Origin of the sequence: Nitratireductor sp. StC3, from assembly GCF_003015025.1 — a bacterium.
GTDB lineage: Bacteria > Pseudomonadota > Alphaproteobacteria > Rhizobiales > Rhizobiaceae > Mangrovimarina > Mangrovimarina alexandrii.
The window spans coordinates 60,107-76,045 of sequence record NZ_PYBP01000008.1 but is presented as its reverse complement, the minus strand read 5'-3'; the positions used below and the strand labels follow the sequence as shown (position 1 = coordinate 76,045).

The 15,939-nt window shown below is 65.8% G+C and carries 18 protein-coding genes and 2 tRNA genes; 9 read left to right on the top strand and 11 right to left on the bottom strand.

Translation table 11 applies throughout. The features are described from left to right. Positions 1-62: 62 nt before the first annotated feature. The 5 genes from C7T96_RS16525 to C7T96_RS16505 all read right to left on the bottom strand — a co-directional run bounded on the left by C7T96_RS16525 (position 63) and on the right by C7T96_RS16505 (position 4,279). Positions 63-551, bottom strand: coding sequence for a molybdenum cofactor biosynthesis protein MoaE (locus C7T96_RS16525; RefSeq protein ID WP_106572351.1), 489 nt, complete (start codon positions 549-551; stop codon positions 63-65). A gap of 4 nt (positions 552-555) precedes the next feature. Beyond that, positions 556-807, bottom strand: coding sequence for a molybdopterin converting factor subunit 1 (moaD, locus tag C7T96_RS16520; RefSeq protein ID WP_106572350.1), 252 nt, complete (start codon positions 805-807; stop codon positions 556-558). Between the two features lie 9 nt (positions 808-816). Then, the gene (gene pgsA / locus C7T96_RS16515; protein WP_106572349.1) at positions 817-1,404 is read right to left on the bottom strand and encodes a CDP-diacylglycerol--glycerol-3-phosphate 3-phosphatidyltransferase; all 588 of its coding nucleotides are present in this window, start codon (positions 1,402-1,404) and stop codon (positions 817-819) included. A 104-nt stretch (positions 1,405-1,508) separates the two neighbouring features. Further along, the gene (uvrC, locus tag C7T96_RS16510) at positions 1,509-3,518 is read right to left on the bottom strand and encodes an excinuclease ABC subunit UvrC (RefSeq protein ID WP_199190501.1); all 2,010 of its coding nucleotides are present in this window, start codon (positions 3,516-3,518) and stop codon (positions 1,509-1,511) included. Continuing rightward, positions 3,515-4,279, bottom strand: coding sequence for an SDR family oxidoreductase (locus tag C7T96_RS16505; RefSeq protein ID WP_106572347.1), 765 nt, complete (start codon positions 4,277-4,279; stop codon positions 3,515-3,517). Before C7T96_RS16505 ends, uvrC begins: the two co-directional genes overlap by 4 nt. A 387-nt stretch (positions 4,280-4,666) precedes the next feature. On the opposite strand from C7T96_RS16505, the gene C7T96_RS16500 reads away from it, so the two are divergent. Continuing rightward, positions 4,667-5,329 carry an outer membrane protein gene (locus tag C7T96_RS16500; protein ID WP_348627251.1) on the top strand — a complete coding sequence of 221 codons (663 nt, stop codon included), beginning with the start codon at positions 4,667-4,669 and terminating at the stop codon, positions 5,327-5,329. 172 nt (positions 5,330-5,501) lie between these two features. Here the strand turns inward: C7T96_RS16500 and C7T96_RS16495 are convergent, their stop codons facing one another. After that, a complete protein-coding gene (locus C7T96_RS16495) occupies positions 5,502-6,104 on the bottom strand; it encodes a glutathione S-transferase family protein (RefSeq protein ID WP_106572474.1) in 603 nt (200 codons plus the stop codon). 55 nt (positions 6,105-6,159) lie between these two features. Then, complete coding sequence (locus C7T96_RS16490) at positions 6,160-6,525, bottom strand: hypothetical protein (protein ID WP_245414162.1); 366 nt, start codon at positions 6,523-6,525, stop codon at positions 6,160-6,162. Positions 6,526-6,730: 205 nt separating this feature from the next. Between C7T96_RS16490 and C7T96_RS16485 the strand changes: the two genes are divergently transcribed. Beyond that, a complete protein-coding gene (locus tag C7T96_RS16485; RefSeq protein ID WP_106572345.1) occupies positions 6,731-7,156 on the top strand; it encodes a nuclear transport factor 2 family protein in 426 nt (141 codons plus the stop codon). Between the two features lie 4 nt (positions 7,157-7,160). Here the strand turns inward: C7T96_RS16485 and C7T96_RS16480 are convergent, their stop codons facing one another. Beyond that, on the bottom strand, positions 7,161-8,027 hold the full coding sequence (locus C7T96_RS16480) for a 23S rRNA (adenine(2030)-N(6))-methyltransferase RlmJ (protein WP_106572344.1): 867 nt from the start codon (positions 8,025-8,027) through the stop codon (positions 7,161-7,163). Positions 8,028-8,140: 113 nt separating this feature from the next. On the opposite strand from C7T96_RS16480, the gene C7T96_RS16475 reads away from it, so the two are divergent. Further along, a complete protein-coding gene (locus tag C7T96_RS16475; protein WP_106572343.1) occupies positions 8,141-10,249 on the top strand; it encodes a molybdopterin oxidoreductase family protein in 2,109 nt (702 codons plus the stop codon). Between the two features lie 14 nt (positions 10,250-10,263). On the opposite strand, the gene C7T96_RS16470 is transcribed toward C7T96_RS16475, so the two are convergent. From C7T96_RS16470 to purM, 3 genes are all read right to left on the bottom strand, one after another. Continuing rightward, entirely contained in the window at positions 10,264-10,725 is a 462-nt protein-coding gene (locus C7T96_RS16470) for a DUF1801 domain-containing protein (protein WP_106572342.1), read from the bottom strand. A 66-nt stretch (positions 10,726-10,791) separates the two neighbouring features. Then, positions 10,792-11,508 carry a phosphoribosylglycinamide formyltransferase gene (gene purN, locus C7T96_RS16465; protein ID WP_106572341.1) on the bottom strand — a complete coding sequence of 239 codons (717 nt, stop codon included), beginning with the start codon at positions 11,506-11,508 and terminating at the stop codon, positions 10,792-10,794. Then, positions 11,505-12,569 carry a phosphoribosylformylglycinamidine cyclo-ligase gene (purM, locus tag C7T96_RS16460; protein ID WP_106572473.1) on the bottom strand — a complete coding sequence of 355 codons (1,065 nt, stop codon included), beginning with the start codon at positions 12,567-12,569 and terminating at the stop codon, positions 11,505-11,507. Before purM ends, purN begins: the two co-directional genes overlap by 4 nt. 211 nt (positions 12,570-12,780) lie before the next feature. On the opposite strand from purM, the gene C7T96_RS16455 reads away from it, so the two are divergent. From C7T96_RS16455 to C7T96_RS16430, 6 genes are all read left to right on the top strand, one after another. Then, positions 12,781-13,338 (top strand): CDP-alcohol phosphatidyltransferase family protein, encoded by a 558-nt coding sequence (locus tag C7T96_RS16455; protein ID WP_106572340.1) that lies wholly within the window; start codon positions 12,781-12,783, stop codon positions 13,336-13,338. Next, the gene (locus C7T96_RS16450) at positions 13,310-14,443 is read left to right on the top strand and encodes an AI-2E family transporter (RefSeq protein WP_106572339.1); all 1,134 of its coding nucleotides are present in this window, start codon (positions 13,310-13,312) and stop codon (positions 14,441-14,443) included. Before C7T96_RS16455 ends, C7T96_RS16450 begins: the two co-directional genes overlap by 29 nt. 16 nt (positions 14,444-14,459) lie before the next feature. Next, positions 14,460-15,161: a DnaA regulatory inactivator HdaA gene (gene hdaA, locus C7T96_RS16445; protein WP_106572338.1), complete on the top strand. Its 702-nt coding sequence runs from the start codon at positions 14,460-14,462 to the stop codon at positions 15,159-15,161. A 77-nt stretch (positions 15,162-15,238) separates the two neighbouring features. Beyond that, a tRNA-Pro gene (locus C7T96_RS16440) sits at positions 15,239-15,315 on the top strand. Between the two features lie 177 nt (positions 15,316-15,492). Further along, on the top strand, positions 15,493-15,798 hold the full coding sequence (locus tag C7T96_RS16435; protein WP_106572337.1) for an ETC complex I subunit: 306 nt from the start codon (positions 15,493-15,495) through the stop codon (positions 15,796-15,798). Between the two features lie 39 nt (positions 15,799-15,837). Then, positions 15,838-15,914, top strand: a tRNA-Arg gene (locus C7T96_RS16430). Positions 15,915-15,939 lie beyond the last annotated feature (25 nt).

The following is a 15,939-nucleotide window of genomic DNA, read 5'->3' as shown; positions in this document are numbered from 1 at the left end:
AAAAGTCGGGGTTGCAAAAGGTCTAATCGGCAGAAAACTTCGCGCTTATGATTAAGCGCTGCTTAGCGATCCGCGGCAGAAGGCTCGCGCCACCGCTGCGTAGCCTCGTCGTCGATGTCGCGCGCCTCCACCCAACCTCCCTCGGAGCCGTCGCTGCGGTGTTCCTTTTTCCAGAACGGAGCGCGGGTTTTCAGGAAATCCATCATGAAGGCGGCCGCGTCGAAGGCAGCCTGGCGGTGCCGGGAGGCGGCAAGCACGGCGACGATATTGTCGCCGGGGCGGACCTTTCCGTAGCGGTGGATGACCCTCAGTCCCGAAAGCGGCCAGCGCTCGACCGCCTGGCGGGCGATACGGCGGATTTCGGCGTCGGCCATGCCCGGATAATGTTCCAGTTCGAGCGCGGCCAGCGTGCCCGCCTCGTCGCGGCACAGGCCGGTGAATGTGACGAGCGCGCCGATATCGGTGCGGCCCGCGCACAGTGCGGCGCTCTCGTGGGCGAGATCGAAATCCTCGCGCTGGATGCGCACGGCCGGTTCGATCGGGGCGCTCACCGCCTTACCCGCCCGTCATCGGCGGAAACAGCGCGATCTCGCGCGCGCCCTCGATGCGCGCGTCGTGAGCGACATGTTCCTGATTGATGGCGACACGGATCGCCGAGGCGTGCTTGAGGGCGGTTTCGTATTCCTCGCCGCGGCCTGCAAGCCAGCTTAGCAGGCCGGCCACCGTGACGACGTCGTCAGGCAGGTCGACCTCCTCCTCGGCGTGTCCGATCCGCTCGCGCACCCAGGCGAAATAGACCAGTTTCATGGCGCGGCCTCAATCGATGATGTGTTTCAAACCGGCGCGGAAATAATCGTAGCCAGTATAAAGCGTCACCAGGGCCGAAATCCACAGCAGCGTGATACCGATCTCGATCGTATAGGGCAGCAGTTTCGCGCCCGCCGGTCCGGCCAGCAGGAAGCCGATCGCGATCATCTGGATGGTGGTCTTCCATTTTGCCAGCCGCGTCACCGGCACGCTCACCTTCAGTTCGGCCAGATATTCGCGCAGGCCCGAGACCAGGATTTCGCGGCACAGGATGATGATCGCCGCCCACAGCGACCAGCCATGGATGGTGCGCGCGGGATCGGCGGCCAGCAACAGCAGGCAGGTCGAGACCAGAAGCTTGTCTGCGATCGGGTCGAGCATCCTGCCGATATTGGAGGTTTGTTGCCAGATGCGCGCCAGGTAGCCGTCCAGATAGTCGGTCACGCTGGCGGCCATGAACAGGCCGAGCGCGCTCCAGCGGGCGAAGTCGCTGGAACGCAGCCGGCCTTCCAGGAAAAAGCACAGCACGATCAGCGGCACGGCGAGGATGCGCCCGTAGGTCAGGATGTTCGGCAGGTTGAAAGCGCGGTTGGACATGAAATGGCAACACCGTTAAACCCGCCCACTCAAACCAGAAGCGGGCGCTCGCGGTCAACATCGCGGAAAGGGCGCGCGCGCACAATGGGCCAAGGCGACGCGGGTCATCCCCTGTCGTGGAAGTGATCGTAAATCTGCCTGGCCATGGCCTCGGAAATGCCGTCCACCGTCATCAGGTCCTCCACGCCGGCCCGGCTCACCGCCTTGGCGGTGCCGAAATGGTGCAGCAAAGCGCGTTTTCGGGCCGGTCCGATGCCACCGATCTCGTCGAGGGGGTTCTTCACCATCTCCTTCTTGCGCCGGGCCCTGTGGGAACCGATCGCAAAGCGATGCGCCTCGTCGCGCAGCCGCTGGGTGAAATAGAGCACCGGATCGCGTGGCGGCAGCATGAAGGGCGGCCGCCCGTCGACGAAAAACCGCTCGCGCCCAGCCTCGCGGTCGACACCCTTGGCGACGCCGATCGCGGTAACGCGCTCGGCGATGCCCAGTTCGGCGAAGACGGCGCGCACGGCGTTCATCTGGCCCTGGCCGCCGTCTATCAGCACCAGATCGGGCCAGGCGGGCAGGCCGTCGGCCAGGTCCTGCGTTTCGGTCTCGGCCCCGGCCTCGTCCGGCCGCTCCTTCAAAAGACGCGTGAAGCGCCGCGTGAGCACCTCCCGCATCATGCCGAAATCGTCGCCGGGTGCGATATCGGTCGAACGGATGTTGAACTTGCGGTAATGCGCCTTGGCAAATCCCTCCGGGCCAGCGACGATCATCGCGCCGACGGCGTTGGTGCCCATGATGTGGGAATTGTCATAGACCTCGATGCGCCGCGGCGGGGTTTCCAGGTTGAAGGTCTCTGCCAGCCCCGTCAGCAGGCGCGCCTGCGAGGAAGTTTCGGCCAGCCGGCGCCCGAGCGCCTCGCGTGCGTTCTGCAGCGCGTGGTCGACCAGGTCCTTCTTTTCGCCGCGGCGCGGAACGCCGATCGTCACCTTGCGGCCGGCCTTGGCCGACAAGGCGGCGGCCAGCAGGTCCTGCTCTTCGACCGCGTGGGTGAGCAGGATCGCGCGCGGGCAGGGCTTGTCGTCGTAAAACTGCGTCAGAAAGGCGCCGAGCACCTCCTGCGGGCCGAGCGCGGGGTCGGCCTTGGGAAAATAGGCGCGGTTGCCCCAGTTCTGGCCGGTGCGGAAGAAAAACACCTCAATGCAGCTTTGCCCGCCTTCCTGATGGATGGCGAACACGTCGGCCTCCTCGACCGATTGGGGATTGATGCCCTGATGGCTCTGGACATGGCTCAGCGCCGACAGTCGGTCGCGCAGCACGGCCGCGCGCTCGAAATCGAGCCGTTCCGCCGCCTCCTGCATGGCCGCGGAAATTTCAGCCTTCACCTTCTGGCTCCGGCCGGACAAGAAGGCCTTGGCCTCGTCCACCAGCGCGGCGTAACCCTCGTCGCTGATCTCGCCGGTGCACGGCGCCGAGCAGCGCTTGATCTGGTGGAGCAGGCAGGGGCGGGTGCGGCTTTCGAACACCGAATCGGTGCAACTCCTGAGCAGGAAGGCCCGCTCCAGCGCGTTGATCGTGCGCCCGACCGCACCCGCCGAGGCGAAGGGACCGAAATACTCGCCCTTGCGCGAGCGTGCGCCGCGATGCTTGAAGATGCCGGGTGCGCGATGGTCGCCGGTGATCAGAATGTAGGGAAAGGATTTGTCGTCGCGCAACAGCACGTTGAAGCGTGGCCGCAGGCGCTTGATGAGATTGGCTTCGAGCAGCAACGCCTCGATCTCGGTGCGGGTGACGACGAATTCCATCGCGGCCGTCTCGCGCGCCATGCGGGCGATGCGGTTGGTATGGCCGCGGCCCTGGGCATAATTGTTGACCCGCTTCTTGAGATTGCGCGCCTTGCCGACGTAAAGCACGTCGCCGGCGGCGTTCATCATCCGATATACGCCGGGGGCGTTGGGCAGCCGCTTGACGAATTCGCCGATCAGTTCGAGGCCGCTCTTGTCGCCGGTGTTTTCCGCGCCGGAGGTCCAGTCGATCGGCCCGCTGGCGATCGCGGCCGCCGCGATCGGTTCCTCATCGCGGCTTTCGCCGGACGGGTTGGCGGGATCGGGATCGTGTCTGGATGTCATTCGCGCATGCCTGTCACATCGGGTGTCTGCCAGGCAAGATGCTGGCCGCCGTCGAGCGCGATCATCTGGCCGGTTATCGACGGTGTTTGCCACAAATAGCGTATCGTGGCGCCGAACTCCGTCAGCAGAGGACCGCGCTTGAGCGGCAGCGCGTCGGTCTGGGCGCGAAAGTCGGAGACGGCTTGGCGCGCGTTCTTCAGTGTCGGGCCGGGGCCGATCGCATTGACCCGGATACGCGGTGCCAGGCCTTGGGCCATGGTTCGCGTCGCCGTCCACAAGGCCGATTTCGACAGCGTGTAGGAAAAGAATTGCGGTGTCAGCTTCCAGATCCGCTGGTCGATGACGTTGACGACGAGCCCGTCGCCGTCGGCGGGCAATGCCTTGGCCATGGTCGAGGTCAGCGCCACCGGCGCTTTCAGGTGCAGGGCAAAGTGCCGGTCCCATCGTTCCCAGTCGGGATCGGCCGGACTGTCGTCGTCGAAGGCGGAGGCGTTGTTGACCAGCAGGCGCACCGGCCCAAGCGCATCGGCGGCCGCGGCGATCAACCCGGCACCGGCGTCAGGGTCGCACAGATCCGCCGGCAGCACGACGGCTTTTCCGCCGGCCCGGCCGATCGCGTCGGCAAGCCGGTCGGCCTCCTCGCGGGCGCGGTTGCAGTGGATGGCCACACCAAACCCGTTGGCGGCGAGGTCCTCAACGATCGCCGCGCCGATGCGCCTGGCGCCGCCGGTGACAAGGGCTGTTGGCCCGTTTTCGGCCATGGGTCCGTTCACTCCCGTTAACACCGCCGAAATATATGCGGCAAAATTACGATTGAAAGGCGCACTGTCGTCGCGTCCACCTTTCCATATCGTGGCCGGCCACAACGGTTCGGCCTGTTCGCCAGAAGTTTTTCTGTAGCAATTTCAATATGATGATGCGGTATCTTGAATCACCGTTTGCGCCTTGCCGGGCGCCTGTTGCTGAAACGTCACGTCAAATTTCGGCCGCATAGCGGCCAGCCAATGACCAGATTTTCGGTACCTTTCAGCCAGATTCAAACCCGACATTCGCCGCAGCCGGACCCGCCCGTTCCTCCCACACGGTCCGGTGCGCGTTCATGCGGGGGAAGACGGTCTCGTCCTCCGCCGAGTGACCAAGGAGAGAAGATGATGCGTACCAAAACCAATCACGCCCGCTCGATCGCCGCTGCGGTCGGAGCCGTCGCCCTTTTCGGCGTTGCGTCGGCCCAGGCCGCCGACGTCATTGACCAGACGCCGGTGGCGCCGCTGCCGGTCGAAGAGGTGCCGGTCTACACCTGGTCCGGCGGCTATGTCGGTGCCTATGGCGGCTATGGCTTCAGCGGCCGTACCCGCGCGCCGGGCAATTCCATCAATACCGACGGTTTCCAGGGTGGCGCCTTCGGGGGCTGGAACGTTCAGGAAGGCATGTTCGTCTACGGTGCGGAAGCCGATATCGGCTATAACGGCAACGAGGGCACCAATGCCGGTCTGACATCGCAGTCGGGCGTCGACGGCACGCTGCGCGCGCGCCTCGGCGTCGCGTTGAGCGACCGCGTGCTGGTCTACGGCACCGCCGGTGGCGCCGCAGGCCGGCTCGAAGTGTCCGACGCGACCACGTCCGACACCAACACCATGCTGGGTTGGACGGCCGGCGTCGGCACCGACATCAAGCTGACCGACCGGATTTTCGCGCGCGGCGAATACCGCTATGTCGACTATGGCGACAAGGACTTTTCGCTGTCTGGCGGCCCGACCTCGATCGACGCCAGCGAGAACAAGATTCTGTTCGGTCTCGGCATGAAATTCTGATCCGAACGGCAGCACGAAACCAAAACAGACCGGCCGGGCGTTTCGCGCCCGGCCTTTTTGCGCCGGGCAGGCATTGCGCCAATGGCTGGCGCGATTTGCAGGCTTCGCCGGTTTTGGAACAACGCGCCTTGGCAAGGTGGCCGTGCAGAACTGCCCGGCCGTGACGCCCGCGTTACGACGCGGCAGGCAGCAGCGCGGCCAGGTCTGGATATTTGTCGTCGAACCGTTTCATCCAGTTCTTCAGCCTGGTCCGCCCGCGCATCCAGTCGGTGCCGAAGCGCAGTTCCAGATAACCGAGCACCGCCCTGATCGCGATATGGCCGCAATGGATGCGTCGCCCGAGTTTCGGCGGCTCGGCATTCAACCGGTCGAGTGCCCGCTCCACCTTCGCCCATTGCCGGTCGAGCCAGGGTTGGTGCACCTTGTCCGGCGGATGGAAGCGCCGTTCGTAGACGTGGGCCAGCAGGCAGTCGGTCATGCCGTCGGCCAGCGCCTCCATGCATTCGGCCTCGGTGCGTTTAACAGCATTGCGCGGAAAGACCGCGTTCTTGGAAATCCGGTTCAAATATTGGGTGATCGCGCGGCTGTCGTAGAGCGCGAACCCGTCTTCGGTCAAAAGCACAGGGATTTTGCCGAGCGGATTGGCGTCGATCAGAAGATCGGGTTCGGCGCCGGTGTCGACCGGTACCGCCTCGAACGGCACCTGCGCCAGCGTGGCTGCCATGCGAACCTTGGCCGAATAGGGCGAGGGCGGAGCGTAAAGAATGCGGATCATGACGGTGTCGGCCTCGTGATTCTTCGTTGAAACGGTCCGCTGCGCGTGCGGGCGCTCAACGCACGACCCGGCAGCGGCCGTCATAGACCTTCCAGCGGTCGAAGCCCGACACGCAGAATTCCACGCCGTCGCCGATGCCCGCGAAACCCATTCCGTCCTCGATCAGGTACCAGATAGTCCGCCGTCGCCCGTCCGACAGCACCGCCGTCGCCCCGCAATAGCGGCGCGCGATCGGCCTGTTCTCGCGCCAGGGCAGGTAACGCCGCTCGTGCACGCGCCGAAAGTCGACGATCTCCACGTCGGGCAGATTTGGCACGTGGCGGACCTGGTGGCGGAATTTCGTCGTGATGCGCGACAGGATGGCGCTGTCGCCGCACGCACGTGGCGTCAGATCGTGGGCGCTTGCCGGAACGGCCCACATCAACACGCCCGCAAGCAGCGACAACGCAAAACCGATGCGGACGGGTCGGACCATTCTCGTTACTCCGAGTCGGGCTGGACGGGAGGCGCACTGTGATGAATAGGCGTGGCCTGGTCAAGCTGCGCCGGGCCGTGTTGTCGGCTCCGGCCGTTGTGATAGGCTCCGCACCAGGCTGTCTTTCGGGACGGTTTTTTGGGGGGACGCGATGACGGAACCGGCATCGGCCGTGCTGGAACGCCTGTTTCGGGCGCTCGAGGCGCGGGACAAACAGGCCGCGCTGGCCTGCTTTGCCGAGGACGCCCGGCTGTTCGACCCGCATTACCCCAGCCCGCAGATGAACGGCCGCGCCGAAATCGAAGCCGGTCTCGACTGGGGCTTGTCGGTCATGCGCCAGTTCGGCTTCACCACCATCCATTTGTTTGAGGGGCGCGACGCGGTGAGCGGCGCCGTGGAGGTCGACACCAGCCACGTGCTGAAAAACGGTCAGGCGCTGAACTTTCCGCAGGTCTTCGTCTTCGAGACACGCGACGGGTTGATTTCGCGACTGCGCGCTTACGAGCCCTACGGGCCGAACGGTCTGGGCGGTATCTTTCTCGGCGTTGCACGGCTGCGGCGCAAGCTGTTCGGCTGACGTCTCAGTCCTCCCGCGCCGCGTCCTCACCGGCCAGATGCTCGATCCGCCACGACGCGGTGTTGTCCTCGGCGAGCAGCACGGCCAGGGTCGGTAGAATGGTCTGCATCTCCTCCTCCAGCAGAAAAGGCGGGTTGACGACCACCAGGCCGGACCCGTCGAGCCTGGGTTCGGGGGAGGGGCCGCGCACCGACAAGGAGACGTCGAGAATGCGCGCAATCCCGGCGTGGCGCAGGCGGTCGCGAAAGCGCGCCACCGCGGCGTGGTCCTTGATCGGATACCACAGCGCGTAGATGCCGCCCGGCCAGCGCCGATAGGCCTTGGCAAGGCCGTCGACGATGCGGTCGAACTCGCCTTCGCGCTCGAACGGCGGATCGACCAGAACCAGCCCGCGCTTTTCCTTCGGCGGCACATGCGCGCCGAGCGCCAGCCAGCCGTCGAGTTCGATGACCCGCACCTGGTAGTCGCCGTCGAAGCGCGTTTTCAGCGCAAACGCCTCCTGCGGATGCAGTTCGATCGCCGTCAGCCGGTCGCGGCCGCGCAGCAGGTGGCGCGTGATTTCCGGCGAGCCCGGATAAAACCGCAGCGGCTCGGCCGGGTTGAGCGCCGCCACGGCCTCGAGATAGGGCGCGAGCAGGGTTTTCGCCGGCTCGGCCAGGTCGGCCTGCGCCAGTTTGGCGATGCCGTTGCGCCATTCGCCGGTCTTCTGCGCTTCTTCCGAGGACAGATCGTAAAGGCCCGCGCCGGCATGGGTGTCGATCACCCGAAACGGTTTGTCCTTGCGCTTGAGATAGTCGAGGATGCGCGTCAGCACCGCGTGTTTGACCACGTCGGCGAAATTGCCCGCGTGATAGCCGTGGCGATAGTTCATACGCTCAACCCGTCTTCATAAACGCACCACCGTCGGCGTTGTCGACGGGGTGGACCGATTCTTTTTCGCCGGGATGGCTGTTGTCCAACCGCCAAACCCGGTAGTTTTGCGGCATGAACCAGCACGCCAAGATCGCGATCGGCCACACGGCCTGCCCGCACGACTGCCCCTCGACCTGCGCGCTCGACGTGGAGCTTCTCGACAGCGGCCGCATCGGCCGCGTGCACGGCGCGCGTGACAACACCTATACCGCAGGCGTGATCTGCGCCAAGGTCGCGCGTTACGCCGAACGCGTCCACCATCCCGACCGGCTTTTGAAGCCGCTGGTGCGCGCCGGCGCCAAGGGCGAGGGCGCTTGGAAGGAGGCGAGTTGGGAGGCCGCGCTCGATCTGGTGGCGGAAAAGTTCCTCGCCGCCGAGGCGCGTTTCGGCAGCGAGACGGTCTGGCCCTATCAATATGCCGGCACGATGGGGCTGGTGCAGCGTGATTCTATCCATCGTCTGCGTCACGCCAAAAAATATTCCGGCTTCTTCGAATCGATCTGCACCAATCTCGCCTGGACGGGTTTCGTCATGGGCGCGGGCGCGCTGCGCGGCGCCGATCCGCGCGAAATGGCGAAATCGGACTGCGTCGTCATCTGGGGCACCAACGCTGTCGCCACTCAGGTCAACGTCATGACCCACGCCATTCGCGCGCGCAAGGAACGCGGAGCCAAGATCGTGGTGATCGACGTCTACGACAACGCCACCATGAAGCAGGCCGATCTCGGCCTGGTGCTCAGGCCGGGCACGGATGGCGCACTCGCCTGCGCGGTCATGCATGTCCTGTTTCGCGACGGCCTTGCCGACCGGCCCTATCTGGAAAAATACACCGACGATCCGGCCGGGCTCGAGGCGCATCTGGCCTCGCGCACGCCGCAATGGGCTGCCGCGATTACCGGTCTCACGGTTGACGAGATCGAGACTTTCGCCCGGCTGGTCGGCACCACCAAACGCAGCTTTTTCCGCCTCGGTTACGGTTTCGCGCGCCAGCGCAACGGCGCCGTCAACATGCATGCCGCCCTGTCGATCGCAGCGGTCACCGGCGCCTGGCAGTACGAGGGCGGCGGCGCCTTTCACTCCAATTCGGGCATTTTCCGGCTCGACAAGACATTGTTGGAGGGGGTGAAGCTTGCGGATCCGCGCATCCGCATGCTCGACCAGTCGCAGATCGGGCGCATCCTGACTGGGGATGCCGAGGCGCTGCGCCACGGCCCGCCTGTCACCGCGATGCTGATCCAAAACACCAATCCGGCCAATGTCTGCCCCGAGCAGCGGTTGGTGAAACAAGGTTTCCTGCGCGAGGACCTATTTGCCTGCGTGCACGAGCAGTTCATGACCGAGACGGCAGCGCTTGCCGATGTCGTCCTGCCGGCCACCATGTTCCTCGAACATGACGACATCTATCGCGGCGGCGGCCATCAGCACATCATCCTCGGCCCGAAACTGATCGATCCGCCCGCCGGGCCGCGTCCCAATCTCGATGTCATTGAGGGCCTGGCCGAACGGCTCGGCGTCGCCGACCGTCCGGGCTTCGGCATCAGCGCGCGCGCTCATATCGACGTCATGCTCGCCAAGCGCGGCCTGGGCGATTTCGACGCTCTCGCCGGCGGGCGCTGGGTGGACCTGCAGCCGGACTTCGACACCGCCCATTTCCTGACCGGTTTCGGCCACGCGGACGGAAAATTCCGTTTCCGGCCCGACTGGACCGGCACGGCCGCTCCCGCCAAGCCGCCGAAATCTCTGGGCGCTTTCGGGCCGCACGACAGGCTGCCCGTCTTTCCCGACCATGTCGGTGTGATCGAGGAGGCGGACGACACCCATCCCTTCCGGCTTGCGACATCGCCGGCGCGTTCGTTCCTGAATTCCAGTTTTTCCGAGACCCCGAGCGCGAAAAAGCGCGAAGGGCGGCCGGAAATCATGCTTCATCCCGACGACGCCGCCGAAATCGGCATAAAAGATGGAGACCGCGTCGAGATCGGCAATCCGCGCGGCGAGATCGTGCTGCACGCCAGGCTTTTCGGCGGCGTGAAGCGTGGGGTCGCTGTCGCGGAAGGGATTTGGCCCAATGCCGCGCATGAGCGCGGCGAGGGCATCAACGTCTTGACCGGCGCCGATGCGCCCGCGCCCTATGGCGGGGCGGCGTTCCACGACAATCGCGTGTGGATCCGGCCGGCCGGCTGAGCTTTACTTCGCCGTCAGTCGGCCGATGCCGCCCTTGGCCTGGAACTGGCACCGCGCTTGCGCAGATGATAGGTCAGCGCCAGTTGCAGGCAGTGGCGCAGTTCCGCCTCCGGCAGTGCGTCGTCGGACCCAAAATGGAGGGCGCGGTTGCCGACGCAGCGCAGCGTCGACGGATAGAGCTCCGAAAAGCGTTCCACCAGGCCGGTATGGCAGATGAAATAAAGCGCGTATCCGTCCTGATCGCCGAGCGCGCCCAGGCGAATCGTGCTGCCGCTGCGCGAACGCGTGGTGAGATAGGCCGGCTGGCCCCATTTCAGCGTCTCCTCGAGCGCGCCGACGCCTTCGGTAGTCGCGGCGGTTTCAAGGATGAGGCGTCGAAGATGCAGCAGCCGGTTTCGCAAGGCAGGCGGCCATGCCGCGAAGACCGCGCGCACCGCATCGTCTGCAATCGGCGGCGTTGTCGTCGTGTCGGTCATCGACCCTCGTCCCCTGTGCTGCGTTGGATCGGGTGCGGTTCCTCCTCGCCCGAAGCTCCGGCCGCCTCAGGGCGTGAAGCGGGCCAGGTGCTCCAGATCGGCGATCGCGGCAGGCTCGGACTGTGGCGGCGCCGGCGAAAAAAGTTGCGCCTCGGGATCGCCATCGTCAGTGCCGGAAAACACCGCCCTGCCGTCGCGCATCGACGCCTGTCCGCGCGCCACCATCGCCAGTGCCATCGCATAAAGCTTGTGCTCGGCCAGAAGCACGCGCACGGCCAGCGAATTTTCGCTGTCGCTCGACAACACCGGCACCGCCGCCTGGGCGATGATCGGGCCGTCATCCATGGTTTCTGTGACGAAATGGACGGTGCAACCGTGGAGGCGCACGCCTTGCGCCAGCGCTCGGCGATGGGTGTTCAGGCCCGGAAAGGCCGGCAGCAGGGACGGGTGGATGTTGATCATCCGGCCTTCCCAGGTCGCCACGAAGCGGGGCGTCAAAAGCCGCATATAGCCGGCCAGGCAGACGATGTCGGGCTTGTATTCGCCGAGCGCGCGGCCGATTTCGGCCTCGTGCGCGGCCCGGTCGGCATAGTCGCGATGCGGGATCGCGACCGTTTCGATACCGTGTCCGCGGGCGATCTGCAGGCCGGCCGCGTCCGGCTCGTTGCTGATCACCGCGACGATCTCGGCCGGGAAGTCGGCAGCGGCCGCCGCCGCGATCAGCGCTTCCATGTTGGAGCCGCGCCCGGAGATCAGGATGGCCACACGCCGGCGCGCCCTCATAACGCGATCGTCCCGCGATAGATCACGCCGGCATCGCGCCGCGGCACGATCCGTCCGATCGAGGTCACGGTTTCGCCGGCCTGGTTGAGCACGGCGGCGACCTGTGCGGCCTGGCCGGCCGCTACCACCGCGATCATGCCGATCCCGCAATTGAAGGTGCGCAGCATTTCTTCATCGGCCACGCCGCCCTCGCGCTGCAGCCAGCCGAACACCGGCGGTGCATCGATCGCGTCCAGGTCGATCTCGGCCGACCAGTCCCCGGTCAGCACACGCGGAATGTTGTCGGGAAAGCCGCCGCCGGTAATGTGGGCCAGCGCCTTGATGCCGTGCGTGCCGCGCACCGCGTTCAGCAGCGGCTTGACGTAGATCCGGGTCGGTTCGAGCAGCGCCTCGGCCAGCGTCCGCTCCGGCGCGAACGGGGCGGGCGCGTCACAGGCCAGGCCGGCCTTGTCGACAATCCGGCGCACCAGCGAGAACCCGTTCGAATGCACGCCCGACGACGACAGGCCCAGGATCACGTCGCCCTCGGCAATGTCGTCGGTCGGCAGCAACTGGCCGCGTTCGGCCGCCCCAACCGCAAAACCGGCCAGATCGTAGTCGCCGTCGCGGTAAAGGCCGGGCATTTCCGCGCTTTCGCCGCCGATCAGCGCGCAGCCGGCCTGGCGGCAGCCGGCCGCGATGCCCGAAACGATCGCGGCACCCTGGTCCGGGTCGAGCCGGCCAGTGGCGAAGTAATCGAGGAAAAACAGCGGTTCGGCGCCCTGCACGACGAGGTCGTTGACGCACATCGCCACCAGGTCGATGCCGACCGTGTCGTGAATGCCGGCCTCGATCGCCACTTTCAGCTTGGTGCCGACCCCGTCATTGGCCGCTACCAGCACCGGATCGCTGAAGCCGGCGGCCTTCAGGTCGAACAGGCCGCCGAAACCGCCGATCTCGCCGTCGGCGCCGGGGCGCCGCGTGGAGCGGACCAGCGGCTTGATCTTGTCGACCAGGGCGTTGCCGGCGTCGATGTCCACGCCGGCCTCGGCGTAGGTGAGACCGTTCTTGCCCTGGCTCATGGCGTTTCCCGTCGCTTCGGCCGCCGGCACGTCGCCGCCGGCGGACCCTGTCAGGCGGCTCTTCGCATGAAGGCGCCCGGGCTGCAAGGCCGGCCCCGGCCCGCCCGCCGCCATCAACGGATTTATCCCGTGCGGCGCTCCCGGCTTGAAGGCCGGTCCGAAACCGTCCATCTATCGGCACGAGATTTCGCGACCGGTCCGGAGAGCCATCGTGACCATACCAAATGTGATCACCATTCTGCGCTTTTTTCTGGTGCCGGCCGTGGTGTTCGCGCTGCTGACCGACAAGATGGGTTGGGCGTTGGCCGGCTTCGTGATCGCCGGCGTGTCCGATGGGGTCGATGGTTTCATCGCCCGTCAGTTCGACCAGCGTTCCGAGCTTGGCGCCTATCTCGACCCGATGGCCGACAAGCTGCTCTTGGTGTCGGTTTTCGTCGTGCTCGGCTACATGGGCGAACTGCCTCTATGGCTGGTGATCGCGGCGGTCTCGCGCGACGCGCTGATCGTGGCGGCGGTGCTGTTGTCGACCATCATGGGCAATCCGGTCGAGGTAAAGCCGCTTTTCGTCTCCAAGGCCAACACCGCCGTCCAGATCGTTCTGGCGGCGCTGGTTCTGGCGGAACTGGCCTTCGACGGTCAGGCCGGCGCGCTGCGCGGCGCACTGGTCATTGTCTCCGGCCTCTTGACCCTGGCTTCGGCTGCGGCCTATCTCGTGGCTTGGCTCCGGCACATGAACGATTATGGCGAAAGCGCGAACCCAGGCGAGTGAGAACCACAACGAGGCGTACCGCGTCGCGGCCGCCTCGCTGCGTCGTCAGGTTCTGTTCTGGATGATCGCGGCCGCGCTGCTGATCCTGTTCCTGCTCATTTTCAGCTCCATCCTGCTGCCCTTCGTCGCCGGCATGGTGCTGGCCTATTTTCTCGATCCGGTCGCCGACAAGCTGGAAAGCTACGGCCTGTCCAGGCTTGCCGCCACCATCGTCATCCTGATCGGGTTTCTGCTTGCCTTCGTGCTGGCGCTGATGGTGATCGTGCCGATCCTGGCGACTCAGCTCGCCGATTTCGGCGCCAAGCTGCCGGACTATTTTTCGCGCCTTCAGTCCCTGGTCATGAACATTGACCCGGCCTGGCTGGAACGCACGATCGGCGTCAATTCGCAAAGCCTGCGCGAGGCGCTGAGCTCGCTGATCAGTTCCGGCGCCGGCTTTTTGACCGGGCTGTTCCAGTCGTTGTGGTCGTCGGGCATGGCGATCATCAACATTGCCGGCCTTCTGGTCGTCACCCCGGTGGTCGCCTTCTACATGCTGCTCGACTGGGATCGGATGATCGAGACCGTCGACGGCTGGGTGCCGCGCGAGCATGTCGGCACGGTGCGCCAGCTCGCCACAGACATCAACACCGCCACCGCCGGCTTCCTGCGCGGGCAGGGCACTTTGTGCCTCATCCTCGGCGTCATGTACGCGGTCGGCCTGACGGTGGTCGGGCTCAATTTCGGCCTGCTGATCGGTCTGGTCGCCGGGTTGATCAGTTTCATTCCCTATATCGGCTCCCTGGTCGGTCTGACGCTGTCGGTCGGGGTCGCCTTCGTCCAGTTCTGGCCGGATTGGATGATGGTGGCGGCCGTGGCCGCGATCTTCTTCGGCGGCCAGTTCATCGAGGGCAACATTTTGCAGCCCAAGCTGGTCGGCAAGAGCGTCGGCCTGCATCCGGTCTGGCTGATGTTCGCGCTGTTCGCCTTCGGCACGCTGTTCGGCTTCGTCGGGCTTTTGATCGCCGTTCCGGCCGCCGCCGCGGTGGCGGTGCTGGTCCGCTTCGCGCTCGCCCGCTACCTCGCCTCGCCCATGTATCGGGGCCATGGAACGTCCGGCGAGTGACCGGCCGGGTTTGAGAATGTCCGCTACGCCTCCACCCCGGCAATTGCCGCTCGATCTCGGCCATCGGGCCGACTATTCGCGCGATCACCTGATCGTTTCGGACGCCAACGCGGCCGCGGTCGCCATGATCGACCGCTGGCCGGACTGGCCCGCGCCGGTGGTCGTCTTGGCGGGGCCGACCGGCTCGGGCAAGACGCATTTGGCCGATATCTGGAGGGCGCGGGCGGCCGCTATCGCGCCGGCGGTCGGCGATATCGCGGCGGTCGATCCGGCCGTGCTCGCCGAGCGCCCCATCCTGGTCGACGGCATCGCGCCCGGCGCCTTCGACGAGACGGCGCTGTTTCACCTGATCAACGCCGTACGCGCGGCCGGATCGAGCCTGCTTTTGACCTCGCGTCATTTCCCGGCGGCCTGGGGCATCGGGCTTGCCGATCTCAACTCCCGCCTGAAGGCGGCGACGCTGGTCGAGATCGGCGAACCAGACGATAGGCTGCTCGCCGGCGTCATCACAAAACTCTTCGCCGACCGGCAAATCGAGATCGAGCGCCATGTCGTGCAGTATCTGATTGCCCGCATCGAGCGGTCGCTGTCGACCGCGAACCGGGTGGTCGAGCGGCTCGACCGCGCCGCGATGGAGCAGAAATGCCGGATTTCGCGGGCGCTGGCGGCCCAGGTGATCGGCGCCATCGACGCCGGGCAGGGCGGGCTCGACCTGTGAGTGCGGCGGGCCGCGCCGCTGCAAAAGCGGTTGCGGTCGGCGCGCGACCTGTGTATCCCACGGCCTCCGTCGGGTCGCGGAGCGTAGCGCAGCCTGGTAGCGCATCTGGTTTGGGACCAGAGGGTCGCAGGTTCAAATCCTGCCGCTCCGACCATTTTTTCAAGGTACGACCCGGGTTCGGCCCGCATGATTGACGGCCGCTCCGGCCGGAGACCGGATGCCGATCTTGCCACGGCCGGCAGATCGCGCGCCGCGCGGGCTTGGCAAACGGCCTGATTCTGGCTAGGGCAGTGCCGACAGTCGCATTCGCGTCAAAAAGCAGGAAACACCGATGTCTGCCCGCATCTACAGCCCGGCCAAGACCGCCATGCAGTCCGGCAAGGCCAAGACCGGACGCTGGATTCTCGAATTCGAGCCCGAAAAGCCGCGCAAGATCGATCCGCTGATGGGCTATACCAGCTCGGCCGACATGAAGAGCCAGATCAAGCTCTCCTTCGAGACCCGCGAAGAAGCCGTCGCCTACGCTAAGAAACAGGGCGTGGCCTTCCGCGTCGAGGAGCCGAAGGAACTGCGCCGGCGCCAGATTACCTATGCGGAGAATTTCCGCTATGACCGCAAGACGCCCTGGACGCATTGAGGTGTTCACGCTGCGCGCGGTGCGGCCGTGCGCCGCGACGGTCCCGTAGCTCAGCTGGATAGAGCACCGGCCTTCTAAGCCGATGGTCGCAGGTTCGAGTCCTGCCGGGATCGCCAGCTATTTCATGTACGACCCGGAGAG

What these genes read in the sequence shown, in the direction of transcription:
- C7T96_RS16435 (WP_106572337.1), top strand. Translation starts at nt 15,493, where the DNA reads ATGTCTGCCCGCATCTACAGCCCGGCCAAGACCGCCATGCAGTCCGGC.
- purN (WP_106572341.1), bottom strand. Translation starts at nt 11,508, where the DNA reads ATGAGGGCGCGCCGGCGTGTGGCCATCCTGATCTCCGGGCGCGGCTCC.
- C7T96_RS16485 (WP_106572345.1), top strand. Translation starts at nt 6,731, where the DNA reads ATGACGGAACCGGCATCGGCCGTGCTGGAACGCCTGTTTCGGGCGCTC.
- pgsA (WP_106572349.1), bottom strand. Translation starts at nt 1,404, where the DNA reads ATGTCCAACCGCGCTTTCAACCTGCCGAACATCCTGACCTACGGGCGC.
- moaD (WP_106572350.1), bottom strand. Translation starts at nt 807, where the DNA reads ATGAAACTGGTCTATTTCGCCTGGGTGCGCGAGCGGATCGGACACGCC.
- C7T96_RS16500 (WP_348627251.1), top strand. Translation starts at nt 4,667, where the DNA reads ATGATGCGTACCAAAACCAATCACGCCCGCTCGATCGCCGCTGCGGTC.
- C7T96_RS16480 (WP_106572344.1), bottom strand. Translation starts at nt 8,027, where the DNA reads ATGAACTATCGCCACGGCTATCACGCGGGCAATTTCGCCGACGTGGTC.
- C7T96_RS16490 (WP_245414162.1), bottom strand. Translation starts at nt 6,525, where the DNA reads ATGTGGGCCGTTCCGGCAAGCGCCCACGATCTGACGCCACGTGCGTGC.
- C7T96_RS16505 (WP_106572347.1), bottom strand. Translation starts at nt 4,279, where the DNA reads ATGGCCGAAAACGGGCCAACAGCCCTTGTCACCGGCGGCGCCAGGCGC.
- hdaA (WP_106572338.1), top strand. Translation starts at nt 14,460, where the DNA reads ATGTCCGCTACGCCTCCACCCCGGCAATTGCCGCTCGATCTCGGCCAT.
- C7T96_RS16475 (WP_106572343.1), top strand. Translation starts at nt 8,141, where the DNA reads ATGAACCAGCACGCCAAGATCGCGATCGGCCACACGGCCTGCCCGCAC.
- uvrC (WP_199190501.1), bottom strand. Translation starts at nt 3,518, where the DNA reads ATGACATCCAGACACGATCCCGATCCCGCCAACCCGTCCGGCGAAAGC.
- purM (WP_106572473.1), bottom strand. Translation starts at nt 12,569, where the DNA reads ATGAGCCAGGGCAAGAACGGTCTCACCTACGCCGAGGCCGGCGTGGAC.
- C7T96_RS16450 (WP_106572339.1), top strand. Translation starts at nt 13,310, where the DNA reads ATGGCGAAAGCGCGAACCCAGGCGAGTGAGAACCACAACGAGGCGTAC.
- C7T96_RS16470 (WP_106572342.1), bottom strand. Translation starts at nt 10,725, where the DNA reads ATGACCGACACGACGACAACGCCGCCGATTGCAGACGATGCGGTGCGC.
- C7T96_RS16495 (WP_106572474.1), bottom strand. Translation starts at nt 6,104, where the DNA reads ATGATCCGCATTCTTTACGCTCCGCCCTCGCCCTATTCGGCCAAGGTT.